We start from the raw sequence: 21,724 nt of genomic DNA on the forward strand, positions 1-21,724 counted from the left end.
TCGAGTATGGTCGACCTCCCAAGCGCGACGGCGGTGTTCCTGGCAGGCGTACTGACGATTCTGACACCCTGCTGTCTGCCGATGCTGCCGCCGCTGTTGGCCGGCGGCGTCGGCCACCGCCTGCGCCCGCTCGGCATCGTCGCCGGCAGCGTCGTCTCCTTTACCGCCGCCGGCGTCGCCACCGGCGCGCTCGGGGCGATCGGTCCCGACTCCTTTCGACTCCCGTTCACGGTGCTCATGATCGGATTCGGCGCGGTCATGCTCGACGACGACCTCAACGCGCTCTACGAGCGCCACGCCTCGCGCATCGCCGGGCGAGCGACCTCGTTCTCGACGACGCTCGAACGGGGGTCCCATCCGCTCGTCAGCGCCGTCGCGCTCGGCCTGCTGCTGGGCGTGATCTGGCTTCCCTGCGTCGGGCCGGTCCTCGGGGCAGTGCTCGCGTACGTCGGGACGACCGGCGACCTCGTCCGGAGCGGCACGCTGCTTTTCGTCTACGGCACTGGCTTCGGCCTTCCGCTGCTGGTCGTCGCCTACGGCGGCAAACGGAGCGGCCAGTGGCTGCGCGACCGCGCGTTGACCGACGACCGGCCGGCGGTCCTCCGCCGGGTCGCCGGGGGCCTGCTCGTGTTCACGGGCGTGTCGATGTTGTTCGAGATCGACAAGCTTGCGATGACAGTAGCGAACGGAGTGGTGTGAATGAGCGGACGAATTCGAGTGAAAAGCGTTAAACGAACCGTTCCATTACGACGACAGAGAATCGCACAATGAGTACAATATCGTCGGCGTTGGCTCGCGCCATCCGCCTGGCCCACTGGGTCATGTGGAGCCGGACGGTCAGGTGGGGCACGCTCGCGTTCGGCGTGCTCTCGCTGGGATTGGTGTTCGGGTCCGCGTCCGACACGATGTACGGCATCGAACACGGGGCGAACCTCATCGCCTACTGGCACATTCCGCTGGCCTGGGTGGCGGCGCTCGCGATGTCGGTGACGTTCATCGGGAGCGCGCTGTACCTCCGGTACGGCGGACGGTTCTGGAACCGACTCGCCCACAGCGCGGGCGAGCTCGGGTTCCTCTTCGCGACGCTAACGTTGATCACCGGCAGCATCTGGGGGCGCGTCATCTGGAACTCCTGGTGGGAGTGGACGGACGTCCGCCTCGTCACGTTCCTGATCGTCTGGTTCATCTACGCCGGCTACCTCGTCGTCTACGGTGCGACCGACCACAGCAGCGACGGGACCTACGCCGCCGTCTACGGCGTCCTCGGGTTCGTGACGGTCCCGATCTCCTACCTCTCGACCAGACTGTGGACGCCGACGTTCCACGAAACGACGCTTGCGAACCCGGAAGTGAGCGCCAACATCGACCCCACGACGCTGATGGTGTCGCTCGTCGCCGCGACGCTGCTCTACACGTATCTCATGGCACTACGCATCGAACTCCACGAACTCGAAGACCGCATTCGAATGACGCAACCACGCAACGGAGGTGACCGCTGATGGAACCACTGCTCCTCGTCGGCTACACGACCCTGTTCGTCCTGCTGTTCGGCTACATGCTACGCCTGCAGCGACGGCTCGACCGCCTCGACCAGCAGGTCCGCGATCGCCTGCAGTAGCTCGTCCCGGAGCTTTACCCGCAGGCGGGAGAAGGGAGGAGTATGAGTGCCGACGAGAGCCCGGAGACGGACGACGTGGCGTCGCGTGACGGCGGTGCGGGGACACTCAGGCGCGTATTCTGGAACACCACCGAGCACCGACTCCGCATGCCCTGGCGACTCGCAGGCGGACTGACCGCGTTCCTCGTCGTCACGCTCGCCGTCGGGCTGTTCACGAGCCTGCTCCCGACCGCCGGAGGGCTCGACGGCCCGTACCTCCCCGCGCTGTACGGGACGGTCCTGTACCTCGCCATCACGACGGCCCTTCTCGTTGCCCTCGTGGGTATTAGCTACGTCGTCGACCGCCGGGAATTCACCGATCTCGGGCTCGGATTCGACCGGCAGTGGTGGCGCGACTGTGCATTCGGCCTCGCGCTCGGCGTCGTCCTCCCGACGGCGGTGTTTCTGGTCCAACTGGCCGCCGGCTGGGTCACCGTTACCGGCGTCCTCGTGACCAGCCGGGGGTCACTGCTCCCGTTCGGGACGGCCCCGGCGTGGTTCGCCCTGGTGCTCGTCGGGTTCTTTTTCGTCGGGGTCAGCGTCTTCGAGGAACTCGTCGTCCGCGGGTATCTCCTCACGAACATCGCCGAGGGACTCGCCGGGTTCTGGCGGGTCGGTGTGCGCGGAGCCATCTGGATCGCGACGCTGGTGACGGCCGCCGTCTTCGGCGTCCTCCACGCCTCGAACCCCAACGCCACCCCGCTGTCAGTCCTCAACATCACGCTCTTCGGGGTGCTGCTGGGCCTGGGCTTCGTGTGGACCGACCGGCTCGGCGTTCCCATCGGGATGCACCTGACCTGGAACGCGACCGTCGGCGGGGTGTACGGCTTTCCGGTCAGCGGGATCACGCTGGGCGTGGCCGTCTTCGAGACGGAGACGACTGGCCCGGAGCTGGTGACCGGTGGGGCGTTCGGGCCGGAAGGCGGACTGGTGGCGCTGCTGGCGCTCGTCCTCGGGTTGGCGTTGCTCTGGTGGTGGGTTCGGCGGGCCTACGGGACGGTGTCGCTGCGGGAGGGCGTCGCCGTGCCGACGCTTCGGGAGAATCGCACTCGCTAAGTGGCCGGCGTCCCAACGGGCGGACATGAACTACCGCGAACTCGGTTCCTCGGGCGTCGAAGTATCGGAAGTCGGCTTCGGTGCCTGGGTCGTCGGGACGGACTGGTGGGGCGACCGCTCACGCGAACAGGCCGTCGACATGGTCCAACACGCCCTCGATGCCGGCATCAACTTCTTCGATACGGGCGACGTCTACGGCCACGGCGACAGCGAGGAACTCGTCGGCGAGGCCCTGGGCGAGTACCGCGAGGAGGTCACCGTCTCGACGAAGGTCGGCTACGACTTCTACAACAACCCGCAGGCCGGCCACGGCGAACTCCCCAAGCGCGTCGATTCCGAGTGGGTCCGCACCGCGCTCGACCGCTCGCTCGATCGGTTGGACATGGACTACGTGGACGTGCTGATGCTCCACAACGCCAACGTCGACGAGGTCACGCCGGACGTCCTGGAGACCCTCGACGAACTCCGCGAGGAGGGCAAAGTCGAGGCCATCGGCTGGGCGCTGGGTCCCTCCATCGGCTGGCTCGCCGAGGCGACCGAGGCCGTCGAGGAGGAGTTCGACGCCCTCCAACTCGTCTGGAACATGTTCGAGCAGGTTCCCGGCCGCCACGCTGTCGAGGAGGTCCGCCGACTCGACGCCGACACCTCGATCCTGCCCCGCGTGCCCCACTCCTCGGGCCTGCTCAACGAGCAGGTTACGCCCGAGACGGAACTCGGCGAGGGCGACCACCGCGCTCACCGCCCAGAAGAGTGGTACGAAACGGGCTGGGAGAAAGTCGAGAACGTGCGCTTCCTCGAACGAGACGGCGCGCGGACGATGGGCCAGGCGGCCATCCAGTACCTCCTTTCCTTCGACGAGGTCGCGAGCGTCACGCCGACGTTCCGAACGACCGACGACATCGACGAGTGGGCCGGCGCACCGGACACGCCTGCCCTCTCCGCCGAGGAACAGGAACGCGTCGAGGAACTCTACGAGGAGAACTTCGGCATCGACCGCGAGGACGGGATGGACGCGCTGCGCTCGTCGGTCGGCGGCGCGGACCTGGAGGACACCGGCATGAAATCCGCCGGCGACTGAACCGGGCGACATTTCATTGCCGACTGGCCGCGTTTCCTGCTTTTTCGGTAGTGATCGGCGGTTAGAGGAACTCCCGAACATCCGAGTACCACATGTCGTGGTGATCGACTTCGCCGATGGCTTCGGCGATCTTGACGGCCAGGGTGTGCCAGCACAGCTGTGTCGGGTCGTCGGAATCCAGGTTGTACTCCGAATCCGCGCAGTTACAGCCGTCGTTCTCGACGATGTACTCGTCGTCGTAGCCGACGACCACGGTGAAATCGCGGTATTCCTTGACACGCTGTTCGCCGACGGCGTCGATGGCCTTCGTGCCGCGGTCGCCGTGCAGCGAGATGATGCGGTCGACTGCCGGTGGGGTGAGTTCGCCCGCAGTTTCGAGGGTTTCGACCCACTCGTCGACCGGTGTCACGAACGTGTCGTTTGCCTAGCAGCGAGAAAAGGGGTTCGGTGCCGTGCCGGTCGAGAGCGTACGGCTTAACGCACCGGAGGTCAGAGCGGACGTATGCGCGTCGAGGAGGGCAACGTCGAAGTCGAGGTCCCGGGCGAGGCCACGGACGGGAAAGAGGACGGGGTGTTCTACAACCCGGAGATGGAACTCAACCGGGACGTGACGGTCGCGGCGCTCCGGGCCTATCGCGAGGGCGATGGACCAGCCGACTCCTATCTCGACGCCACGGCTGCCAGCGGCATCCGGGGCGTCCGCGCGGCGGCCGACGGCTGGGACGTGACGACCTGCGACGTCGACCCCGAGGCCGTGGAACTGGCCGGGGACAACTTCGAACACAACGACCTCGACGGCGACGTTCGCCACCAGGACGCCAACGTTCGGATGCACCAGCAACGGTACGACGTGGTCGATGTCGATCCGTTCGGCACACCCATTCCCTTTGCCGATGCCGCCGCCAGGAGCGCGCGCGGGTTGCTCTGTATCACCGCGACCGACACCGCGCCGCTCTGTGGCGCACACTTCATGAGCGGCGTCCGCAAGTACGGCGCGGTCCCGCGAAACACCGAGTACCACGCCGAGATGGGCCTGCGCGTCCTCGTCTCGGCGCTGGTCCGGACGGCCGGGAAGTTCGACGTGGCCGCTACGCCGGTGCTCTCACACGTCACCGACCACTACGCCCGGACCTACCTCCGCGTCACGGAGGGCGCGAAGGCCGCCAACGACTTGTTCGACGACCTGGGGTACGTCGACCACTGTCAGCACTGCCTGTTCCGCCGGGCCGATCGGGGACTCGTCGCCGACCCACTGGAGGAGTGTCCCCACTGTGGCCGCCACCTTCAGACCGCCGGGCCGCTCTGGCTCGGCCCGGCCCACGACGCCGAGTTCGTCGACGCGGTCCGCGAGCAAATCACCGCGGAGATGGGAACCGCCAGTCGAGCGCGGGACCTGCTCGATACCATCGGCGGGGAACTCCACGAGCCGACCCACTACGACCAGCACCGACTCTACAAGCGCTGGGGCGAGTCGGCTATCGGGATGGACGAGTTCCTTGAGAAACTGCAGGACGCGGGCTTCCAGGCCTCCCGAACCCACTTTGGGGGGACGACATTCAAGACGACGGCGGGTGTCGCGGAGATCGCCGACGCGGTGCGGGAGTAACAGGCAGACTAGGACAGGAGAGCGGCCCGATGTGCTCACGTAAGTACTCACTTACAATGCAAACTCCTGGTGACCCAGACGGCATGCCCGTCTTCGATAGCTGTTCCATCTGTGGCTCGGATGGCCCATTTTATCGGGTGAAAGGAAACTGGATGTGCGAGACGTGTGCCGAGCGTGCACCCGATGCGCTTGCGCAGACGCTGTCGCGGTAGTTCTAAGGAGCATCCGCCGAGCGCCGGCGGCGCGAGGCGGTTCACGCGCCCGGAGGGCGCGCCTTTTTTGGTCGAGATTTTTTCGAGGAGGGGTCGCCTACGGCGACCCGACGAAGAAAAAAGGTCGTTACCAACCCTCTTCCTGGATCTCGCGGCCGATCTGCAGCGTGACGGTGAGGACGTAGTGGATGAGGCGGTAGACGGGCCGCAAGAGCAGGTTGAGCACGCCGATGAGGCCGGCGATGCCGCCGAGTGCCTGGAGCTCGCCGGGGGAGGCACCGATGAACAGGCCGTAGAGTGCGAAGGCGGCGGCGATGGCCGGCCCGAGCCAGAGGCCCGAAAGGTACTGATTGTACGCGTCGCTGTACTGCCAGGCGTAAAACAGGGCGAAGGCGAGGGCGAGCATGCCCCCGACGATCGAAAGCGTCGCCGGCATCCCCAGGAAGCCGAGCGGAACGAGCAGCGCGGCCGCGAGCACGAACACCGCCGAAATCCGCAGAATCCCCCGTTCGTATTTCTCATCCATACCATCCAGTGGCACGCCGGACCCTAATGTGTTTTCGGTGTCGAATAACCGCTCCGACCAGGAACGGCGGCCATAGCCCCCGGATACTTGTGGCAGAGCGTCGAACGCCGACTGTGTCACGGAACGCCGAACTGACGGGGGTCGTCCGGTCGCTGATCGACGCGGTCCGGGCCGAACAGATCACGTTCCTCGCGGCGAGTCTCGCCTACTACACGTTCGTCTCGCTCGTCCCGCTGCTGTTGTTGGTGCTGGTCGTCGCCACCGAACTGGGCGGCGAACGGCTGGCGACGGACCTCGTCGCGCAGGTCGGTGGGGTACTGTCGCCGAGCGGCCAGACACTGCTTTTGGACGCGCTGACCGGTGCGAGCGGTCGCGGTGGGGCGACTCTCGTGGGGATACTCGTCCTGCTGTGGGGGGCGCTGAAGATCTTTCGCGGGCTCGATATCGCGTTCTCGCAGGTGTACGGGACCGAAACGGCCGACTCGTTGCTCGGGCAGGTGCGGGACGCGCTGGTGGCACTGGTGGCGGTCGGGGCCGGCGTCGGTGTCGTCGTCGTCGCCAGCGCGCTCATCGCTCGTTCCGGACTCCCGATGGTCGGCATGCTGGGGACGCCTGCGCTGGCACTGGCGCTGGCTGTCACCTTTCTGCCGCTGTACGTCATCCTCCCGAGCGCGGACGTGGGGCTCGCGGAGGCGCTCCCGGGTGCACTGCTGGCCGGCGGCGGCTGGACGGTGCTCGGGACTGGGTTTCGCATCTACGCGGTGAACGCGGGGAGTTTCCAGCTTTACGGCGTCATCGGTGGCGTGCTGTTGCTGGTCACGTGGTTCTATTTCGGGAGCATCCTGCTCTTGCTGGGCGGGGTGTTGAACGCGGTGTTGGCCGACCGGACAGGTTCGACCGATAGCAACCGGCAATTACAACAGGACCGGCAACGACGTACCGGACAACTATCGAGTATGACCGACGAGCAAGGGGGGTCGCCCGACCCGACGGACGAGAGCCGGGACGTGAGCGAGGAACTCGCAGCGCTCCGCGAGGACGTATCGGAGTTCGAAGACGAGATCGAGGACCGAACGGTTCACCGGGACGAACTCGAAAGCGACCTGAAACGCTACGTTCGCGTGCGCGTCCGCCGCGGTCACGCCACCGGCTGGGGGCCGTACCTCGTCTTGCTGTACGGCACCGTGATGACGCTCGGCGCGTTCTACTTCCTGGGCGGGGGCTGGGCCGTCCTCGCGATGATCGTCGTCTGGCTGTCGACGCTCGGCCTCTACGTGCTGATGGTGCTCGTCGGACTCGGCATCACGGCCGCGGGACTTCCCGGTCGACTGCGTGACGCCGTCCACGACTTCCGGCAATGAGCCACGGCGTCGGTGCAATCTCGACCGCTCAGGGCATTTTGGGGCCACTGGTCCCCGTTTTCGCGCTCGTCACACAGCTCGGTGACGTCTGGTTCCTGCTGGTTTTGCTGTCGACGCTGTACCTCGCCGACGGGCGGGTCCCGGGGTTCCGTGGTCTCGTCGATCGCCGGGACGCCGCCTACGTCGTCGCGCTGGCAATCGGCGGGCTCGCGCTGACCGTCGGCCTGAAACTCCTCGTCGCCTTCCCCCGGCCGCCGGCTGAGCCCGTCAACGGGGCGTGGTTACCCGGGCCGCTGTTCGAGTTGTACGCGAGCGTCGTCCACGCCGACGGGTACGGCTTTCCGAGTGGACACGCGATCGGGTCAACGGTCGTCTACGGGGGGCTGGCGCTCGTCTACGGCGACTCGATCTCGCGACGCCGACTGCTCCTCGCAGGGGGACTCGCCGGCCTGATCGGGTTCTCGCGGGTCGCCATCGGCGTCCACCACCTCGTCTCGGTGCTCGGCGGGTTCGCGATCGGTGCGGCCTACCTCGGCCTCGCGACGGCGGTGACCGACAACGGGCGACGGGTCGGCCTGGCCTACCTGCTGGCGGTGGTCGCCGGCGTCGTCGCGCTGTTTGGCGGTGGGTTCACACGGGATCCGGTCATCGCGCTCGGGATGGCGCTCGGCGGCTGGCTGATCTGGCAGGTCGCCGGCGAGCGGATCGCTGCTGTCCCGACCTCGACCGCCGGGACCCGGCTGCTGCTGGCGGCCGGGCTCCCGGTGGTCGGCGCGCTGTTCGTCGGCATGGAACTGCTGGAACCGGCGCTGTCGCTCACCTTCCTGCTGTCGGTACTCATCGTCGCGGTCCTGCTGGTGCTCCCGGTCGCGGTGGGCGAAAGAAAACGGTGAATTCGGCCTCATACGGACTGCTGTAGAACAGCTCCGCATCGACCGCCCGGAGTCGGGCGGTCGTCGCGGTACCCAGCTACAGCAAACCGTATCAGAACGTCTCGAGGTACCGGTCGAGTTCCCAGTCGGAGACGTCGACGAGGTACTCCTTGAACTCCTGGCGCTTGGCCTCGACGAACTTCTCGCCGATGTGTTCGCCGAGTGCGTTCTTGATGACCTCGTCCTCTTCGAGCGCATCGACGGCCTCGCCGAGGTTCTGGGGGAGCGTGTCGATGCCGTACTCCTCGCGTTTCTGCTCGTCGAACTCGTAGATGTTCTCCCGAACGGGGTCGGGTGCCTCGATGCCCTTCTCGATGCCGTCCAGGCCGGCGTGGATGAGTGCGGCGAACGCGAGGTACGCGTTACAGGACGGATCGGGGAAGCGCGCCTCGATGCGGCTCGCGGCCGGGATGCGCGCGGCCGGCTTGCGGATGAGCGCCGAGCGGTTGCGGTCGGACCAGGCGACGTAGACCGGTGCCTCGTAGCCCGGGACCAGGCGCTTGTAGGAGTTCACGGTCGGGTTCGACACCGCCGTGATGGCCGGGGCGTGTTCGAGGATGCCGCCCAGGAACTGCTTTGCCGTCTCGCTCAGGTCGAACTCGTCGTTGCCGTCGTGGAAGGCGTTCTCGCCGTCCTCGGTGAACAGCGAGATGTGCGTGTGCATCCCCGAGCCGTTGATCTTCGGGATCGGCTTGGGCATGAACGTCGCGTGGAGGTCGTGCTGTGCCGCGATGGCACGGACGACGGTGCGGAAGGTACCGACGTTGTCCGCGGTGGTCAGGGCGTCGTCGTACTCGAAGTTGATCTCGTGTTGGCCCTGTGCGACCTCGTGGTGGGAGGCCTCGATCTCGAAGCCCATGTCCTCCAGCCCGTAGATGATGTCGCGGCGCACGTCCGAGGCGAGGTCCTTCGGCGCGAGGTCGAAGTAGCCGCCGGCGTCGTTGGTCTTGGTCGTCGCGCGGCCGTCCTCGTCTTCCTCGAACAGGAAGAACTCGGGCTCGGGTGCGGCGTTGACCGTATAGCCCATGTCGTGGGCGCGCTGGAGTGCCTGCTTGAGCACGTAGCGGGGGTCGCCCTCGAAGGGCTCGCCGGTCGTGGTGTTGATGACGTCACAGATGAGCCGGGCGCTGGCGTGTTCATCGCTGTTGCGCCACGGGAGCACGGAGAACGTGCTCGCGTCGGGGACGAGGCGCATGTCCGACTCCTGAATGCGAACGAACCCTTCGATCGAGGAGCCGTCGAAGTAGATCCCCTCGGAGAAGGCTTTCTCCGCCTGTTCGGCCGGCACGGACACGTTCTTGACGGTACCGAGAATGTCGGTGAACTGCAATCGGAGGAAATCGACGTTTTGTTCGTCGATCTCGTCGATTACGTCCTGTGCCTCCGCAGTGAGACCGCCGTCCGCTTTTACGTTCGGGTTTGTCATCTTTCTCGTCATCGAAAACCTACAGGCCAGATATAAAAACACTACCGATTTGCGCAAAGCTCACGGCTCTCCCTCTGGAATTGGATATTCGTAAAATTCTAATGCCCAGAGCGAGTTCGTGAACGTAATGACGTACGAAAATCTCGACCGGAAGTTAGTAAATGCCCTGCTCGGCGATGGACGCGCCAGTCTTCGGAGCCTCGGCGAGGACCTCGACGTGTCAGTCACTACCGTATCAAATCACCTCAAGGATCTCGAAAACCAGGGGATCATCAACGGCTACACGCCGAAGCTCGACTACGACAAGCTGGGCTACGACGTGACGGCGGTCGTCCAGCTCAAAGTCGAGGGGTCGGCCCTGCCGGAAGTCACCGAGAGCCTGCGCGAACACAAGCAGATGATCTCGGTCTACGAGGTCACCGGCGACTACGACATCATCGCCATCGGGAAGTTCACCGACACCGACGGCATGAACGACCAGATCAAGGAGCTGCTCGTCGACCCGCAGATCAAGGAATCCAACACCAGCGTCGTGCTCAACGCCGCCAGCGAGCACGAGCAGTTCGAACTGGAACTGGAGTAACGTCGACGGCGACTCGACACCGCTGCGATGGCAGTCCCGTGACTGTCAGCTACCGCTGTCTCGATCGTGATGGACGGTGTCAGGGATCGAACGGGGCTCGGGTTCCGAAGCCTTTTGACTGACCAGTCAGTTAGTTCGGTATCCCCTCCATGTCCGACGACGTTTCCGACGCCATCATGGCAGCCACCTACCGCGCGCTCTGTGCGCGCGGGTACGCGGAGTTGACGATGCAGGACATCGCCGACGAGACGGACAAGAGCAAGGCGGCGCTGCACTACCACTACGACAGCAAACACGACCTGCTCGTGGCCTTTCTCGAGTACCTCTTCGAGCGGTTCACCGACCGCGTCGCCGACCCGGCGGGTGAGACGCCGGCCGAGCGACTCGCGGCGTTCGTCGACACCGTCCTCTCACCGCCGCCGGAAGACGCCGACGAGCGGGTGGCCTTCCGAACGGCGTTGCTCGAACTCAAGGCACAGGCGCCGTACAACGACGATATCCGCGAGCGACTGGAGCAGTTCGATCAGTACCTCTTCGAACACGTCCACGAGCACGTCGCGGCGGGCATCGAGGCGGGCGAGTTTCGCCCCGTGGATCCCGACGACACCGCCCGATTCATCGTCACCGCGCTCGACGGCGCACACACGAAACAGGTCGCCGTCGGCCAGGACATCGACTGCACGCGCCGGATGCTCCGGTCGTACGTCGAGACCCATCTGGTAGCTGGTGACGCTGATGACACCGACGACGGCGAGGACAACCGCGGCGACGACGTCCAGGAGGTTCGGTCCGAATGAGCGTCCGCGACCGCCTGGGGAGCCTGTTCAAGGGCAAGGAGGAGTTGGATCTGACCAGCGGCGGCATCGGTCGGCCCCTCTTTTTCCTCTCCTTTCCGATCATCATCACGAACCTGCTGCAGGTGATGTACAACCTGGCGGACACCTTCTGGCTGGGCCAGTACAGCACGCCCGCGCTGGCGGCCATCAGCTTCGGCTTCCCGCTGGTCTACCTGCTGATCTCGCTGGGAATGGGGCTCTCGGTGGCCGGAAGCGTTCTCGTCGCCCAGCACACGGGGGCTGACGAACCCCGCAAGGCCGAGTACGCCGCGTCCCAGACCGTCACCTTCTCGCTCATCGGGTCGGCCATCCTGGGCGCGCTCGGCTTTTTCCTCGTCGGTGGCGTCCTCGACCTGTTCGGCGCGGAGCCGCTGGTTCTGGATCTGGCCACGGAGTACATGCGCGTCATCGCCGCCGGCCTGCCCTTCATGTTCGGCTTTTTCGTGTTCATCGCGCTGATGCGCGGGTCGGGTGACACCATCACGCCGATGGTCGTGATGTTCGGGACCGTCGTCCTCAACATCGTGCTGGACCCGATCCTGATCTTCGGGTTCCAGAACAATCCCCTGTTTACGGCCCTGGACGCCGGCGCCATCCAGGACTCGCTGTACGCTGTGACCGGCTACACGGGCAACGGCGTGGAAGGGGCGGCTATCGCCACCGTCTTCGCGCGTGCGTCCGCGATGGTCGTCGGCATGGCCATCATGCTGAACGGGAGCCACGGCATCCGCATCCGGATCTCGGAGATGGTCCCGGACTTCGACTACCTCGGTCGACTGCTGCGCATCGGCGTCCCCGCGTCGGTGGAGAACACCGGTCGCGCGCTGTCGGTGAACCTCCTGCTGTTCATCGTCGGGACGTTCTCGACGACGGTCGTCGCGGCCTTCGGCGTGGGCATCAGGGTGTTCTCGCTGATCTTCATGCCCGCCATCGCCGTCGACCGCGGCGTCGAGACGATGACCGGCCAGAACATCGGCGCGGGCAAGCCCGACCGGGCCGCCGCGACCAATCACTTCGCGGCGAAGGTGACGTTCCTGATCCTCGCGGCGCTGGGCGCGGTCATCTTCGTCATCGCACCGCAGATCATGGCGGTGTTCACCAACGACGCCGGGGTGATCGAGGAGGGCGCGCGCTTCCTGCGCTGGGTCGCCCCGACCTTCGGCTTCATGGGCGTCCTCCGGGCGTACACCGGTGGGCTTCGCGGTGCTGGCAAGACCCTGACGGCCGCCGCCATCGCCATCCTGATGTTCGGCGTCATCCGCCTGCCGGTCGCGTGGGTCGCCTCACAGCGGTTCGGTCCGGACGGCATCTGGTTTTCCTTCGCCGTCTCGAACGTGGCCGCCGCCGCCATCGCGTTCGGCTGGTTCCAGCGCGGCACCTGGCGGGAGGCAGACCTCACGGACGACGAGACCGGCCCCGGATCGACGGAGGAAGTCGGTGACGCGACGCCGACCGACGACTGACCGGTGAGGACGGCGGTCCGAACCGCGGGCGGCGGGCGGAGACCGACGACTGACCGGTGTTCCCGCGAGTGAAGCGAGGGGGAACTCGTCGGAGCTTGCTCCGACGGTGAGAGGGTTGCCTCGAACCGCGGGCGGCGGGTGGAGACCGACGACTGATCGGATCAGAGCACCGCACCGGACTGGAGGACGGCGATCAGCCCGGTCAGCGTCACCAGGCTCGCGAGCGTGCTGACGAGGATCGTCGTGCTCACGTAGTCGGCAGCCGAGAGGCCGGCCGTCCGGTCGCGACCGAACTCGATCGTGAGCATGAGCGGCGTCACCGCCGCCGGCATCGCGCATTCGAGGACGAACACGCGCCCCACAGTGCCGGAGAGTCCGAGTCCCAGCGCGACGCCGAGGGCGACGACCGGCGCGACGAGGAGTTTGAGCGCCGTCGCCGGGGCGACCCGCCGGACGGTCCCGCCGCCGGTCGACCCCGCGAGCTGGATGCCGAGCATGAGCAACATCACCGGGATCGCCGCGTCGCCGGTGAGCCTGATGGTCTGCATCGCCGCGATGTCGGTCGGGGGTACGAGATCGAGCGCGCGGACCAGCGCCGCGGCGACGACGGCGTAGACGAGCGGGAGTCGGAACACCTTGCCGACCGCGCCCCGCACCGACCCCGACTGGCCGCGGGAGGCGACGTAGACGCCGACCGTGTACATCAGCACCGACTGGACGGCGATGTAGAGGACGGCGGTACTGCGTCCGAGCGCGCCGAAGGCGAAGGCCGACAGGGGGATGCCGTAGTTGCCGGCGTTCGAGAATGTGCTCGTCAGGACGACAGCGCCCAGGACCGGCTCTTCCTCGCCCAGCGCGCGGCCAACGCCCTCCGCGAGGGCGAGCATGGCGACGGTGAAGGCCGCGACGCCGGCGAACAGGCGAGCGACCGTCGGTCCGTCGATGGGCGTCGTCAGCAGGCTGTAGAAGACGAGCGCCGGCGCGAGGACGAAGATGGTGATCGTCGAGAGGGGTTCGACGTCGACGTCGCGGACTCGGCCGAGGACGAACCCGATCCCGGCGACGGCGACGACCGGCAGGACGGCCGACCCCAGCACCGAAAGCAGCGACACGGACGAGGCGACATCTGGGCGGGAGTCAACGCTTTCGATACGCGACAGCCGCGTGTCCGCCGAGCGTCTGACCAAGGTTGATGTACCGAGCGCCCTAGTACTGGGACGATGGATACGAGCGCGCGCAGTCCGGAGGGCGACCGCTCGCGACCGTGGACGGACCCGCGATCCGTGCTGCGGACGCTGCTCGCCGCGCCCGAGGAGCGACCGGACCTCGCCGACGCCGACCTGCGCCGGTCGCTGGTCGCCGGCCTCGCCGACGAGAACCCGACGATTCGGTTCTCCAGTGCCTGGGCCGTCCGGCTCCTGGCCGGCGAGCAACCCAACGCCGTGCCCGGCCTCGTCGGGTATCTGGCGGCCAACCGCGACGCGAGCGACGACGTTCGCAGCGTGCTCGCCCACCTCGACGCGCGCTATCCCGATCTCGTTCGGCCGGTCCTCGACGAGCGCGATATCGACCATGCCACAGTGACGGCGGCCGTCGACGCCGGCCCCGTCGCCCCCGCGGACGGCGGCACCGCGCTGGTCCCGGCCACCAGCCTCGAAGCGATCCGGTCGGTCGTCGAAACCGAGGGCGAAGTCCCGACGGTCATCGAACGCGAGATGGACGACGCCTCGGAGACCGACCGTGGCGACGGCGCGGACCGGGACCCGCGGCTCGGAGCCGGTGACACGGAGACTGACGCCGATGCCGGTACCACGGCGACTGAGACTGAGGCCGATGACACGGCGACCGGGGCCGACGCTGGCTCCGGTGGGGCCGACGACGGACGCACCGACGCCCGACACTCTGGCGGGACGGGTCGAACCAGGCCGCGGACCGTCCACCAGCAAAAACGCGCGGACATCGACGCCATCGAGTCGTCCCCGCTGTTCCGGGCCATCCGGGCGCAGTGTCGGTTCGACGACCTCGAAGTCGTGTTACCGCGCGACGGGCGGCGATACGCCGACACGATACGCGCCCGTGCGATCACCGGCCGCGAGGAGCGGGGGACTGCCCTTCGACTGCTCGACAGACCGGACGCGGACGACGACACCGAGGCCCCGGTCGGCTTCGGGGACGCCGTCGCCGAGAGCCTGGCTCGCTGGCAGGGTGCTGGTGCCACCGACGGCGTCGTGACGGTCCACGACTGGGCGTGTGAACCCCGGCCCTGGCTGGCGACCGAACCGGTCGAGGAGACCATCGCCGAGTGGACGCCGCCGAGCGTGGGCGCGCGGCTCCGGTGTGGGCTGGACCTCGCCGAAACCGTCGCCAACTGCCACCGGCAGGGCGTCGTCCACGCCGGACTCGACCCCGGCAACGTCGTCATGCCGGCCGACGCGCTCACCGAACGGCGTCGGCCCCTGCTGGACAACGTCGGGCTGATGTTCGCCCTCCGGGAGCACTTTTCGCTCCCGGAGTACCTCGACCCCCGGTACGTCGCACCGGAGTACCTCGACGAAAGCTACGGCAGCATCGACCACTCGACCGACATCTACCAGCTCGGAACCGTCCTCTACCGGCTGTTCACCGACCGGCCGCCGTTCGAGGGGGACGGTGACGCCGTTCGGGACGCCGTCCTGTCGGCCGACCCGCCGGCCCCGTCCGATCGAAACGCCGCGCTCCCCGACCCCGTCGACGAGGTGGTCCGGAAAGCCACCGCGAAGCGAAAGCTCGTCCGCTACGAGACTGCCTCGCAGCTCCGGGTCGATCTCAGGCACGCCTGCGTACAGGCGGGCTACGAAGTCACGTGATCGGCGGTTCCCGAACACTACGGACGGGCGCGTCGGCGTCGATGCCATCGGAGAACACAGCATCCGCGAGTTCCGACCGTGCGAGCGGTTCGCCGGGTCGGTGCCTCAGAACTCGTTACAGACCGGGATGCCGACCGTCTCGTAGTCGTCCATGGACTGGACGACCTCGGGGACCTCTTCGAGCGGGACCGTCTCGGTGACGATCTTGCCGGGGTCGATCTTCCCGCGGTCCATCATGCGGAAGATCTCCTCGTACTGGTTCGGAGGCATCCCGAACGAGCCCTTGAAGTCCCGTTCGTCCATGACGATGTTGTCGACCGGCAGCGAGACGTTGCCCCCTTCCTCGGATGTCGTGAGGCCGATCTGGAGGTGCTGGCCGCCCTTGCCCAGGGAGTTGACGGCGTTCTGGCAGGTCTCGGCGACGCCCAGTGCGTCGACGGAGATGTCCACCCCGCGCGAGGACTCGGTGAACTTCTTGACCGCCTGGGGAACGTCCTTGACGTCGTTGGCGTTGAGGGTCTCGTCCGCGCCGAGCTCTTCGGCCTTGTCGAGTTTCTCGTCGATGATGTCGATGCCGATGACGTTCGCGCCCAGCGCGTCGGCGATGTGGACCGCCGAGAGGCCGACCCCGCCCAGGCCGTGGACGGCGACCCAGTCGCCGGGCGTGATGTCGACGCGGTGAGCCAGGCCGTGGAAGGCGGTGGCGAACCGACAGCCCAGCGCGGCCACGTCGACCGGATCGACGTTCTCCGGGAGCTTGATGGCGTTGTGGTCGGCTTTCCGGACTGGGAACCGCTCGGCGAAGGCACCGGGAGCCATCTTCAGGAAGCCCAGCGGGACGACCTGCTCGCAGATGTTCCCCCGGCCGTTCCGGCAGTGGTGGCAGGTCCCGTCCGAGAGGTTGAACGGGACGGTCACCTGATCGCCCTCGCGGAAGCGCTCGACGTTGTCTCCCACCTCGACGACGGTGCCGGCGGGTTCGTGGCCGAAGATCAGTCCGTCGGTCGGCATCACGCCGATCCACGACCAGTCGCCCTTCCAGGCGTGCCAGTCGCTGCGACAGATCCCACACGCTTCGGTCTCGACGATGATCTGGTCGTCCTCGACCGTCGGCGGTTCGACCTCTTCGATCTGGAGGGGTTCCTCCACCCCGTGGAAGACTGCTGCTTTCATCCAGCACTACACTGCCAATACGTCCTTATAAATCATTGGGGAGCTATATTATACGCCTCTTTATTCAGGGGGACTGCGTTATGCAGGGTTTTCCGGTTGGCAACTGTTCACCCATTCTTTCGGCAACGATATCCGGTAATTTGCCGGAAGTGGCGCTCGCGCGCGGTTCGATCACGGGAGCGATTGACGGGCAACGATACGCGTTCGGACAGTGGGCGTCCGGGTCTATTTCGACCCGGGGGAAATCGACGAATCGGTCCCTGGCGCGCGCTCGGTAGAGGCTGACAGGGAGGGTCCGTGAACCGGTACTCGTTTCTCGGGCAGTGCTTCCGAGGTGGGGCTGAGGGGCGTTGCGGTCGGTTTCCGTTGAAAAAGTTAAACCGTCTCCCTACCGAAGGGCGACCATGAGCGACAACGAGGGACGCAAGGACCTTCGCATGCCTGACGACGACGAGGTGTTCGCCATCGTCGAGGACATGCTCGGTGCGAACCGCGTTCGGGTCCGGTGTATGGACGGCCAGGAACGGACAGCCCGCATCCCGGGGAAGATGCAGAAACGCATCTGGATCCGGGAGGACGACGTGGTACTCGTCGAGCCCTGGGACTGGCAAGACGAGAAAGGCGACATCACCTGGCGCTACGACAAGCAGGAAGCCGACCAGCTCAAAGAGGAGGGGCATATCCAGGGGTGATGTTTCGATGATCGACTCCACGGCTGTCCGCGACGGGCGACCGCGTCGGCGAGGGCGGTCCCCGTCATGATCCGGGTGGGACTCGCGTGACCGACTCCTTCGAACTCGTCGACACCGAGGACGTCGACTCCCCCGGCGACGAGTGGGAGGAGATCGACGTCGCCGACACGGACGCCGACCGCATCGCCCGCAAGCGCGACCGGGAGTTCAGTGAGTTCCGCGACCGTATCAAGGACGCCGACCAGTTCAAGGTCGAAGCCTCCGTTTTCGACGACGCCACCTTCGCCGCGCTCTACAAACTCGTCCAGGACGGCTACATCGAGGCCTTCGGCGGCCCCATCTCGACCGGCAAGGAGGCCAACGTCTACTCGGCGCTGGGCGGAGGCCGAGGCGGCGAGGACTCGGCCGGTAACCGCCCGGAGACCGGCGAGGGCCGCCAGGTCGCGGTCAAAGTCTACCGCATCAACGCCTCCGATTTCCGGGACATGCGGGACTACCTCGACGGCGACCCCCGCTTCGACGGCATCGGCTCGAAGAAAAGCGAGGTCGTCAAGGCCTGGGTCCGCAAGGAGTACGCCAACCTGGAGCGGGCCCGCAAGGCCGGCGTCCGCGTTCCCGAACCCATCGCAGTCGAGCGAAACGTGCTGGTGATGGAGCTGTTGGGGATCAAGGAGAGCCGCGCCAAACGCCTCGGTGAGGTCCACATCGAGAACCCCGAGACCGCCTACGAGGTCATCCGCGAGTACATGCGCCGTCTGTACGACGCCGGCCTGGTCCACGGCGACCTCTCGGAGTACAACGTCATCCTCCACGGCGAGGAACTCGTCGTCATCGACCTCGGCCAGGCCGTCACCGTCCACCACCCGAACAGCCGCGAGTTCCTCGAACGGGACTGTCACAACGTCGCCGCGTTCTTCCGCCGGCAGGGACTCGAGGTGACCGACGACGACCTCCTCGATTACGTGACCGGGGACGCCGAAGATGAGGCCGCGCCCGGTTCGTGACGGGTAACGGCACACTGATTGTGGTCGATCCGTTTTCGCGGTCGTTCCTGCGCCTCGATCTCAGCGGGTCCGCTCGTCGGCGCGCGCCGGAACCGAGTCGCGCGAAGCGGTGTCCGTCGCGGACGGGTCCGCGACCTCGACGTGGCGGTCCTCGCCCCGTTGTCGCGTCCGGATCACCTGATCGGCCGCACCGGCGTAGAACGACGAGAACGTCTCGTCGACGGTGCTGGTGTCGATCACGTTGAGGACCGTGTCCCGGCCGTCGAGGACGCCGTCGTCGTTCTCGTACCGAGCGGCGCGCGCGTCGGCTTCGCCCATGACGGCGATCTCTCCGGCGATGTTGCCGACGACTAACAGGGGCTGGTCCCGGCGGTTGTCCGTCTCGCGGTTCGCCTCGCCGAGCGAACGGGTCGACAGGTCGAAGACGTTCCGGCCGTCGGCCCACTCGTCGAACGCGTCGAGGACGAACAGCCGGTCCCGTTCGAGCGCGCCACTGAGCGACGGCGACTGCTCCGCGTCGGCGAGTGCGCTCGCGAACGTCCGCCGGTCGAGCGTTCGCGGCGGGGTCACCGAGACGGAATACCCCTCGGCGAGAGCGGTTGCACAGATCGTGGCGACCACCGAGTCGACGGCGGCCTCGCCGTCGTACTCCAGGACGATTCGGCCACCGACGACGAGTCCCCCGTCGCTGCGTGCATCCAGTTCCGGAACCCCGGTCGGTATCCGTTCGGTATCCGTCGCGTCTCGTCGCCCCACGGCCGAGAGCGCGTCCTCGATCTCCGTGAGCATGTCCGTCTGCTCGGCGCGTGCCGATCTGATCTGAGCGACGTCCCCTTCGATCTCCGTCGCGTTGTCGGCCGCCTCTTCACAGCGAGCCGCGACGCGTTCGCTCGTGGCTGCCTGCTCGTCCGTGGCTTCCGAGACGCTCTGGACGTCTTCGGCCGTCCGCTCGACGGCGTCGGCGACGTCATCCAGGGTCGACAGCGTCTCTTCGACGCGCTCTGCGCCGCTCTCGACCTCGTCGATGACCGTGTTGAGTTGCTCGACGGTCGTCGAGGCCGCCTCGCTGACCTCCGAGAGGATTCGGTCGACCTCGTCGGCCTGCGTCTGGGACTCCTCGGCCAGCGTCTTGATCTCGTCGGCGACGACCGCGAACCCGTCGCCGTCCGCGTCGGCACGGGCGGCCTCGATGCTCGCGTTGAGCGCCAGTATGTTGGTCTGGTCGGCGATCTCGGTGATCCCGGCCAGAACCGTCTCGATCTCGTCGAGCCGCGTTTCCAGTCGCTCGACGTCCGTGGCCGCTGCCGTTCCGATATCCCTGACGTTCTCCATGACTTCCAGCGCTTCTCGTGCCGCCTCGTTCCCGTTTTCCACGTCAGTGGCGGCCCGTCGGCTCCGCGTTGCGACCTCGTCGGAACTGGCCGCGATCTCCTCGATCGTCGCACTCAGCGACGAAACGTCGTCCACGACCGCGTCCATGCTGGCTGCCTGTTCGCTCGACCGCTCGTCGATTGCCGCCAGTTGCTCGTCGACCTCCTCCGATGCCGTCCGTACTGCCTCCACGGCACCTCTGGCCGTGGCTATGGTCTGTTCGTCGTACGTCGTCTCTGCCGCCATCTGCGTCGCTTCCCGGCTCATGTCTCTCTGGGACCAGACTTTCCACTAATTACCGATATTATATTGTTGTTTGGGTAGTAAAGTCCGTTCATACTCTGTCTCTTAACAGGCTAAGCGAAAATTGTTGAACACTTAATTCTGTGGGTTGGTGTATTTTCCACTCACTGGACCACGAAGGCGACCGTATGCCGGTCTGTTCGGTCGGGTTGGTCCCGGCGCCCCCGATTATTAATGATCGAACGTGGTGTAAACAAAAGATACTATTTTATGAACGAATATTGTAATTGTACTTATGGGTCGTATAGACCGCGAACTGATCGAGCAGGCGCTCGACATCCTCGCCGACCACCGCGGGCGCGAGAACAGCATCTCAACGGAGGAACTCAACCAGCAACTCGGCGTCGGTGAGTCGGATTCCTTCGAGGGAAAAGAGGTGCTACAGTACCTGCTCTACGAGGAAGGCATTCCGATCGCGGCGACGCGGAACGGGTACTTCCTGATCGACAGCAAGCGGGAACTCCACCGGTACGTCCAGATGCTTCACCGGAGCCAGTTCCGAACGGAGAAACGAGAGCGGGCGGCAAAGCGGGCGTTCGATAGCGAGTTCGACATCGAGCGGGTGTCCGCCGAGGAACTGGCCCCCGAGTAACGGCGACGGGGCGTCCGACGGGTTGGGACGCACGGGACCGGCCTGGGGCGTTACTCGACGGCGGGGAGCACCTCGTCCTCGTAGGTGTCGAAAAAGCCGTCGAGGTCGGCACCGATCTGGTGGACGACGACGTGGTCGAACCCTGCCTCGGCGAACGACTCGACGTTCTCCACGTGGGTTCCGGGATCGGGGTCGGTGATCGTGCTCCCCTCGGCGATGTCCGACTCGCTGACCTGCTGGCTGGCCTGCCTGAAGTGGACGGGCGTCGCTAACTCCGACGAGAGTTCCCCGGGGAGGCCGACGTTCGGCCAGCGCTCGTGGGCCGACCGGACGGCTTCCTCCGCAGTTTCGGCGTAGGAGATCGTCATCTGTGCGTAGGCCGGCCCCTCGCCGCCGACCTCGCGATACCGCTCCAGGGCCGATTCCTGTGGCCCGACGGTGTAGAAGCCGTCGCCGATGTCGCCGGCCAGCGTGGCGGCTTTCGGCCCGTAGGCGGAGACGTAGACCGGCGGTGGCTCCTCGGGGAGGGTGAACAGTTTCGCGTTCTCGACGGTGTAGTGTCGGCCGTGGTGGGTGATCTCGTCGCCGCGCCAGAGCGCTCGGATGACCTGGACGGCCTCCCTGAGCATCTCCCGGCGGACCGTCGAGGGCGGCCAGTGATCGCCGACGACGTGTTCGTTGAGGCGTTCGCCGGTTCCGACGCCGAAGTAGAACCGACCGTCGAGCATGTCCGCGGCGGTCGCCGTCGCCTGTGCCAGGATGGCCGGATGGTAGCGCTGGATCGGTGCGGTGACGCCGGTCCCGACCTCGACCGCCTCGGTGGCCGCCGCGACCCCGCCCAGAACCGTCCACGCGAACGGGCTCTCCCCCTGTGCCGGTATCCAGGGGTGGAAGTGATCCGAGAGGGCGACGAAATCGAAGCCGGCCGCCTCGGCGCGAACCGCCTGCTCGACGAGTTCGGCGGGTCCGTGGAGTTCACTCGACAGCGCGAAGCCCACGTCGGTCAT

At 66.5% G+C, this 21,724-nt stretch carries 22 protein-coding genes; 15 read left to right on the forward strand and 7 right to left on the reverse strand.

Annotated elements, in window-relative coordinates:
- The first annotated feature begins 6 nt into the window (after positions 1 to 6).
- The 5 genes from E2481_RS13505 to E2481_RS13525 all read left to right on the forward strand — a co-directional run bounded on the left by E2481_RS13505 (position 7) and on the right by E2481_RS13525 (position 3,791).
- A complete protein-coding gene (locus E2481_RS13505) occupies positions 7 to 699 on the forward strand; it encodes a cytochrome c biogenesis CcdA family protein (protein ID WP_136717682.1) in 693 nt (230 codons plus the stop codon).
- Positions 700 to 767: 68 nt separating this feature from the next.
- A complete protein-coding gene (locus E2481_RS13510; protein ID WP_250137826.1) occupies positions 768 to 1,499 on the forward strand; it encodes a cytochrome c biogenesis protein in 732 nt (243 codons plus the stop codon).
- The gene (locus tag E2481_RS13515) at positions 1,499 to 1,618 is read left to right on the forward strand and encodes a CcmD family protein (protein ID WP_136717683.1); all 120 of its coding nucleotides are present in this window, start codon (positions 1,499 to 1,501) and stop codon (positions 1,616 to 1,618) included. The genes E2481_RS13510 and E2481_RS13515 overlap by 1 nt, the downstream gene beginning before the upstream one ends.
- 42 nt (positions 1,619 to 1,660) lie before the next feature.
- Positions 1,661 to 2,713, forward strand: a complete 1,053-nt coding sequence (locus E2481_RS13520; protein WP_136717684.1) for a CPBP family intramembrane glutamic endopeptidase — start codon at positions 1,661 to 1,663, stop codon at positions 2,711 to 2,713.
- A 25-nt stretch (positions 2,714 to 2,738) separates the two neighbouring features.
- Positions 2,739 to 3,791, forward strand: a complete 1,053-nt coding sequence (locus tag E2481_RS13525) for an aldo/keto reductase (protein WP_136717685.1) — start codon at positions 2,739 to 2,741, stop codon at positions 3,789 to 3,791.
- A 61-nt stretch (positions 3,792 to 3,852) separates the two neighbouring features.
- Here the strand turns inward: E2481_RS13525 and E2481_RS13530 are convergent, their stop codons facing one another.
- Positions 3,853 to 4,200 (reverse strand): hypothetical protein, encoded by a 348-nt coding sequence (locus E2481_RS13530; protein ID WP_136717686.1) that lies wholly within the window; start codon positions 4,198 to 4,200, stop codon positions 3,853 to 3,855.
- Between the two features lie 93 nt (positions 4,201 to 4,293).
- Between E2481_RS13530 and E2481_RS13535 the strand changes: the two genes are divergently transcribed.
- Positions 4,294 to 5,397, forward strand: coding sequence for a tRNA (guanine(26)-N(2))-dimethyltransferase (locus tag E2481_RS13535; protein ID WP_136717687.1), 1,104 nt, complete (start codon positions 4,294 to 4,296; stop codon positions 5,395 to 5,397).
- 339 nt (positions 5,398 to 5,736) lie between these two features.
- On the opposite strand, the gene E2481_RS13540 is transcribed toward E2481_RS13535, so the two are convergent.
- Complete coding sequence (locus E2481_RS13540) at positions 5,737 to 6,135, reverse strand: hypothetical protein (RefSeq protein ID WP_136717688.1); 399 nt, start codon at positions 6,133 to 6,135, stop codon at positions 5,737 to 5,739.
- A 113-nt stretch (positions 6,136 to 6,248) separates the two neighbouring features.
- Between E2481_RS13540 and E2481_RS13545 the strand changes: the two genes are divergently transcribed.
- Positions 6,249 to 7,496, forward strand: a complete 1,248-nt coding sequence (locus E2481_RS13545; protein ID WP_250137827.1) for a YihY/virulence factor BrkB family protein — start codon at positions 6,249 to 6,251, stop codon at positions 7,494 to 7,496.
- The gene (locus tag E2481_RS13550; RefSeq protein ID WP_136717690.1) at positions 7,493 to 8,389 is read left to right on the forward strand and encodes a phosphatase PAP2 family protein; all 897 of its coding nucleotides are present in this window, start codon (positions 7,493 to 7,495) and stop codon (positions 8,387 to 8,389) included. The genes E2481_RS13545 and E2481_RS13550 overlap by 4 nt, the downstream gene beginning before the upstream one ends.
- Positions 8,390 to 8,480: 91 nt before the next feature.
- Here E2481_RS13550 and glnA read toward each other — a convergent pair whose 3' ends face one another.
- Positions 8,481 to 9,854, reverse strand: a complete 1,374-nt coding sequence (gene glnA, locus E2481_RS13555) for a type I glutamate--ammonia ligase (protein ID WP_136717691.1) — start codon at positions 9,852 to 9,854, stop codon at positions 8,481 to 8,483.
- Between the two features lie 127 nt (positions 9,855 to 9,981).
- Between glnA and lrp the strand changes: the two genes are divergently transcribed.
- From lrp to E2481_RS13570, 3 genes are all read left to right on the forward strand, one after another.
- Positions 9,982 to 10,437 (forward strand): HTH-type transcriptional regulator Lrp, encoded by a 456-nt coding sequence (lrp, locus tag E2481_RS13560; RefSeq protein ID WP_136717692.1) that lies wholly within the window; start codon positions 9,982 to 9,984, stop codon positions 10,435 to 10,437.
- Positions 10,438 to 10,586: 149 nt separating this feature from the next.
- Positions 10,587 to 11,234 carry a TetR/AcrR family transcriptional regulator gene (locus E2481_RS13565; protein ID WP_136717693.1) on the forward strand — a complete coding sequence of 216 codons (648 nt, stop codon included), beginning with the start codon at positions 10,587 to 10,589 and terminating at the stop codon, positions 11,232 to 11,234.
- Positions 11,231 to 12,736 (forward strand): MATE family efflux transporter, encoded by a 1,506-nt coding sequence (locus E2481_RS13570; RefSeq protein ID WP_136717694.1) that lies wholly within the window; start codon positions 11,231 to 11,233, stop codon positions 12,734 to 12,736. Before E2481_RS13565 ends, E2481_RS13570 begins: the two co-directional genes overlap by 4 nt.
- A gap of 161 nt (positions 12,737 to 12,897) precedes the next feature.
- On the opposite strand, the gene E2481_RS13575 is transcribed toward E2481_RS13570, so the two are convergent.
- Entirely contained in the window at positions 12,898 to 13,848 is a 951-nt protein-coding gene (locus E2481_RS13575) for an AEC family transporter (protein WP_136717695.1), read from the reverse strand.
- Positions 13,849 to 13,956: 108 nt separating this feature from the next.
- Here E2481_RS13575 and E2481_RS13580 point away from each other — a divergent pair, with 108 nt between their 5' ends.
- Positions 13,957 to 15,582, forward strand: coding sequence for a protein kinase domain-containing protein (locus E2481_RS13580; RefSeq protein WP_136717696.1), 1,626 nt, complete (start codon positions 13,957 to 13,959; stop codon positions 15,580 to 15,582).
- Positions 15,583 to 15,687: 105 nt separating this feature from the next.
- Here the strand turns inward: E2481_RS13580 and E2481_RS13585 are convergent, their stop codons facing one another.
- A complete protein-coding gene (locus E2481_RS13585; protein WP_136717697.1) occupies positions 15,688 to 16,755 on the reverse strand; it encodes a zinc-dependent alcohol dehydrogenase family protein in 1,068 nt (355 codons plus the stop codon).
- A 404-nt stretch (positions 16,756 to 17,159) separates the two neighbouring features.
- Between E2481_RS13585 and eif1A the strand changes: the two genes are divergently transcribed.
- Both eif1A and rio1 read left to right on the forward strand, forming a co-directional pair.
- Complete coding sequence (eif1A, locus tag E2481_RS13590; RefSeq protein ID WP_136717698.1) at positions 17,160 to 17,447, forward strand: translation initiation factor eIF-1A; 288 nt, start codon at positions 17,160 to 17,162, stop codon at positions 17,445 to 17,447.
- Between the two features lie 86 nt (positions 17,448 to 17,533).
- Positions 17,534 to 18,451, forward strand: coding sequence for a serine/threonine-protein kinase Rio1 (gene rio1, locus E2481_RS13595; RefSeq protein WP_136717699.1), 918 nt, complete (start codon positions 17,534 to 17,536; stop codon positions 18,449 to 18,451).
- 60 nt (positions 18,452 to 18,511) lie between these two features.
- Here the strand turns inward: rio1 and E2481_RS13600 are convergent, their stop codons facing one another.
- A complete protein-coding gene (locus E2481_RS13600; RefSeq protein ID WP_136717700.1) occupies positions 18,512 to 20,089 on the reverse strand; it encodes a methyl-accepting chemotaxis protein in 1,578 nt (525 codons plus the stop codon).
- 271 nt (positions 20,090 to 20,360) lie between these two features.
- Here E2481_RS13600 and E2481_RS13605 point away from each other — a divergent pair, with 271 nt between their 5' ends.
- Positions 20,361 to 20,717, forward strand: a complete 357-nt coding sequence (locus E2481_RS13605) for a hypothetical protein (RefSeq protein ID WP_136717701.1) — start codon at positions 20,361 to 20,363, stop codon at positions 20,715 to 20,717.
- A gap of 50 nt (positions 20,718 to 20,767) precedes the next feature.
- Here the strand turns inward: E2481_RS13605 and E2481_RS13610 are convergent, their stop codons facing one another.
- Positions 20,768 to 21,724 (reverse strand): TIGR03557 family F420-dependent LLM class oxidoreductase, encoded by a 957-nt coding sequence (locus E2481_RS13610; RefSeq protein ID WP_136717702.1) that lies wholly within the window; start codon positions 21,722 to 21,724, stop codon positions 20,768 to 20,770.

Source organism: Halorientalis salina, assembly GCF_005049285.1.
GTDB classification, from domain to species: domain Archaea; phylum Halobacteriota; class Halobacteria; order Halobacteriales; family Haloarculaceae; genus Halorientalis; species Halorientalis salina.

Excerpts from the sequence above, each read along its gene's own strand:
- E2481_RS13600 (WP_136717700.1), bottom strand. The coding sequence starts at position 20,089 with ATGAGCCGGGAAGCGACGCAGATGGCGGCAGAGACGACGTACGACGAA.
- E2481_RS13605 (WP_136717701.1), top strand. The coding sequence starts at position 20,361 with ATGGGTCGTATAGACCGCGAACTGATCGAGCAGGCGCTCGACATCCTC.
- E2481_RS13515 (WP_136717683.1), top strand. The coding sequence starts at position 1,499 with ATGGAACCACTGCTCCTCGTCGGCTACACGACCCTGTTCGTCCTGCTG.
- E2481_RS13525 (WP_136717685.1), top strand. The coding sequence starts at position 2,739 with ATGAACTACCGCGAACTCGGTTCCTCGGGCGTCGAAGTATCGGAAGTC.
- eif1A (WP_136717698.1), top strand. The coding sequence starts at position 17,160 with ATGAGCGACAACGAGGGACGCAAGGACCTTCGCATGCCTGACGACGAC.
- E2481_RS13565 (WP_136717693.1), top strand. The coding sequence starts at position 10,587 with ATGTCCGACGACGTTTCCGACGCCATCATGGCAGCCACCTACCGCGCG.
- E2481_RS13540 (WP_136717688.1), bottom strand. The coding sequence starts at position 6,135 with ATGGATGAGAAATACGAACGGGGGATTCTGCGGATTTCGGCGGTGTTC.
- E2481_RS13520 (WP_136717684.1), top strand. The coding sequence starts at position 1,661 with ATGAGTGCCGACGAGAGCCCGGAGACGGACGACGTGGCGTCGCGTGAC.
- E2481_RS13550 (WP_136717690.1), top strand. The coding sequence starts at position 7,493 with ATGAGCCACGGCGTCGGTGCAATCTCGACCGCTCAGGGCATTTTGGGG.
- E2481_RS13535 (WP_136717687.1), top strand. The coding sequence starts at position 4,294 with ATGCGCGTCGAGGAGGGCAACGTCGAAGTCGAGGTCCCGGGCGAGGCC.
- E2481_RS13570 (WP_136717694.1), top strand. The coding sequence starts at position 11,231 with ATGAGCGTCCGCGACCGCCTGGGGAGCCTGTTCAAGGGCAAGGAGGAG.
- E2481_RS13610 (WP_136717702.1), bottom strand. The coding sequence starts at position 21,724 with ATGACCGACGTGGGCTTCGCGCTGTCGAGTGAACTCCACGGACCCGCC.
- lrp (WP_136717692.1), top strand. The coding sequence starts at position 9,982 with ATGACGTACGAAAATCTCGACCGGAAGTTAGTAAATGCCCTGCTCGGC.
- E2481_RS13585 (WP_136717697.1), bottom strand. The coding sequence starts at position 16,755 with ATGAAAGCAGCAGTCTTCCACGGGGTGGAGGAACCCCTCCAGATCGAA.
- E2481_RS13505 (WP_136717682.1), top strand. The coding sequence starts at position 7 with ATGGTCGACCTCCCAAGCGCGACGGCGGTGTTCCTGGCAGGCGTACTG.
- glnA (WP_136717691.1), bottom strand. The coding sequence starts at position 9,854 with ATGACAAACCCGAACGTAAAAGCGGACGGCGGTCTCACTGCGGAGGCA.
- E2481_RS13510 (WP_250137826.1), top strand. The coding sequence starts at position 768 with ATGAGTACAATATCGTCGGCGTTGGCTCGCGCCATCCGCCTGGCCCAC.
- E2481_RS13580 (WP_136717696.1), top strand. The coding sequence starts at position 13,957 with ATGGATACGAGCGCGCGCAGTCCGGAGGGCGACCGCTCGCGACCGTGG.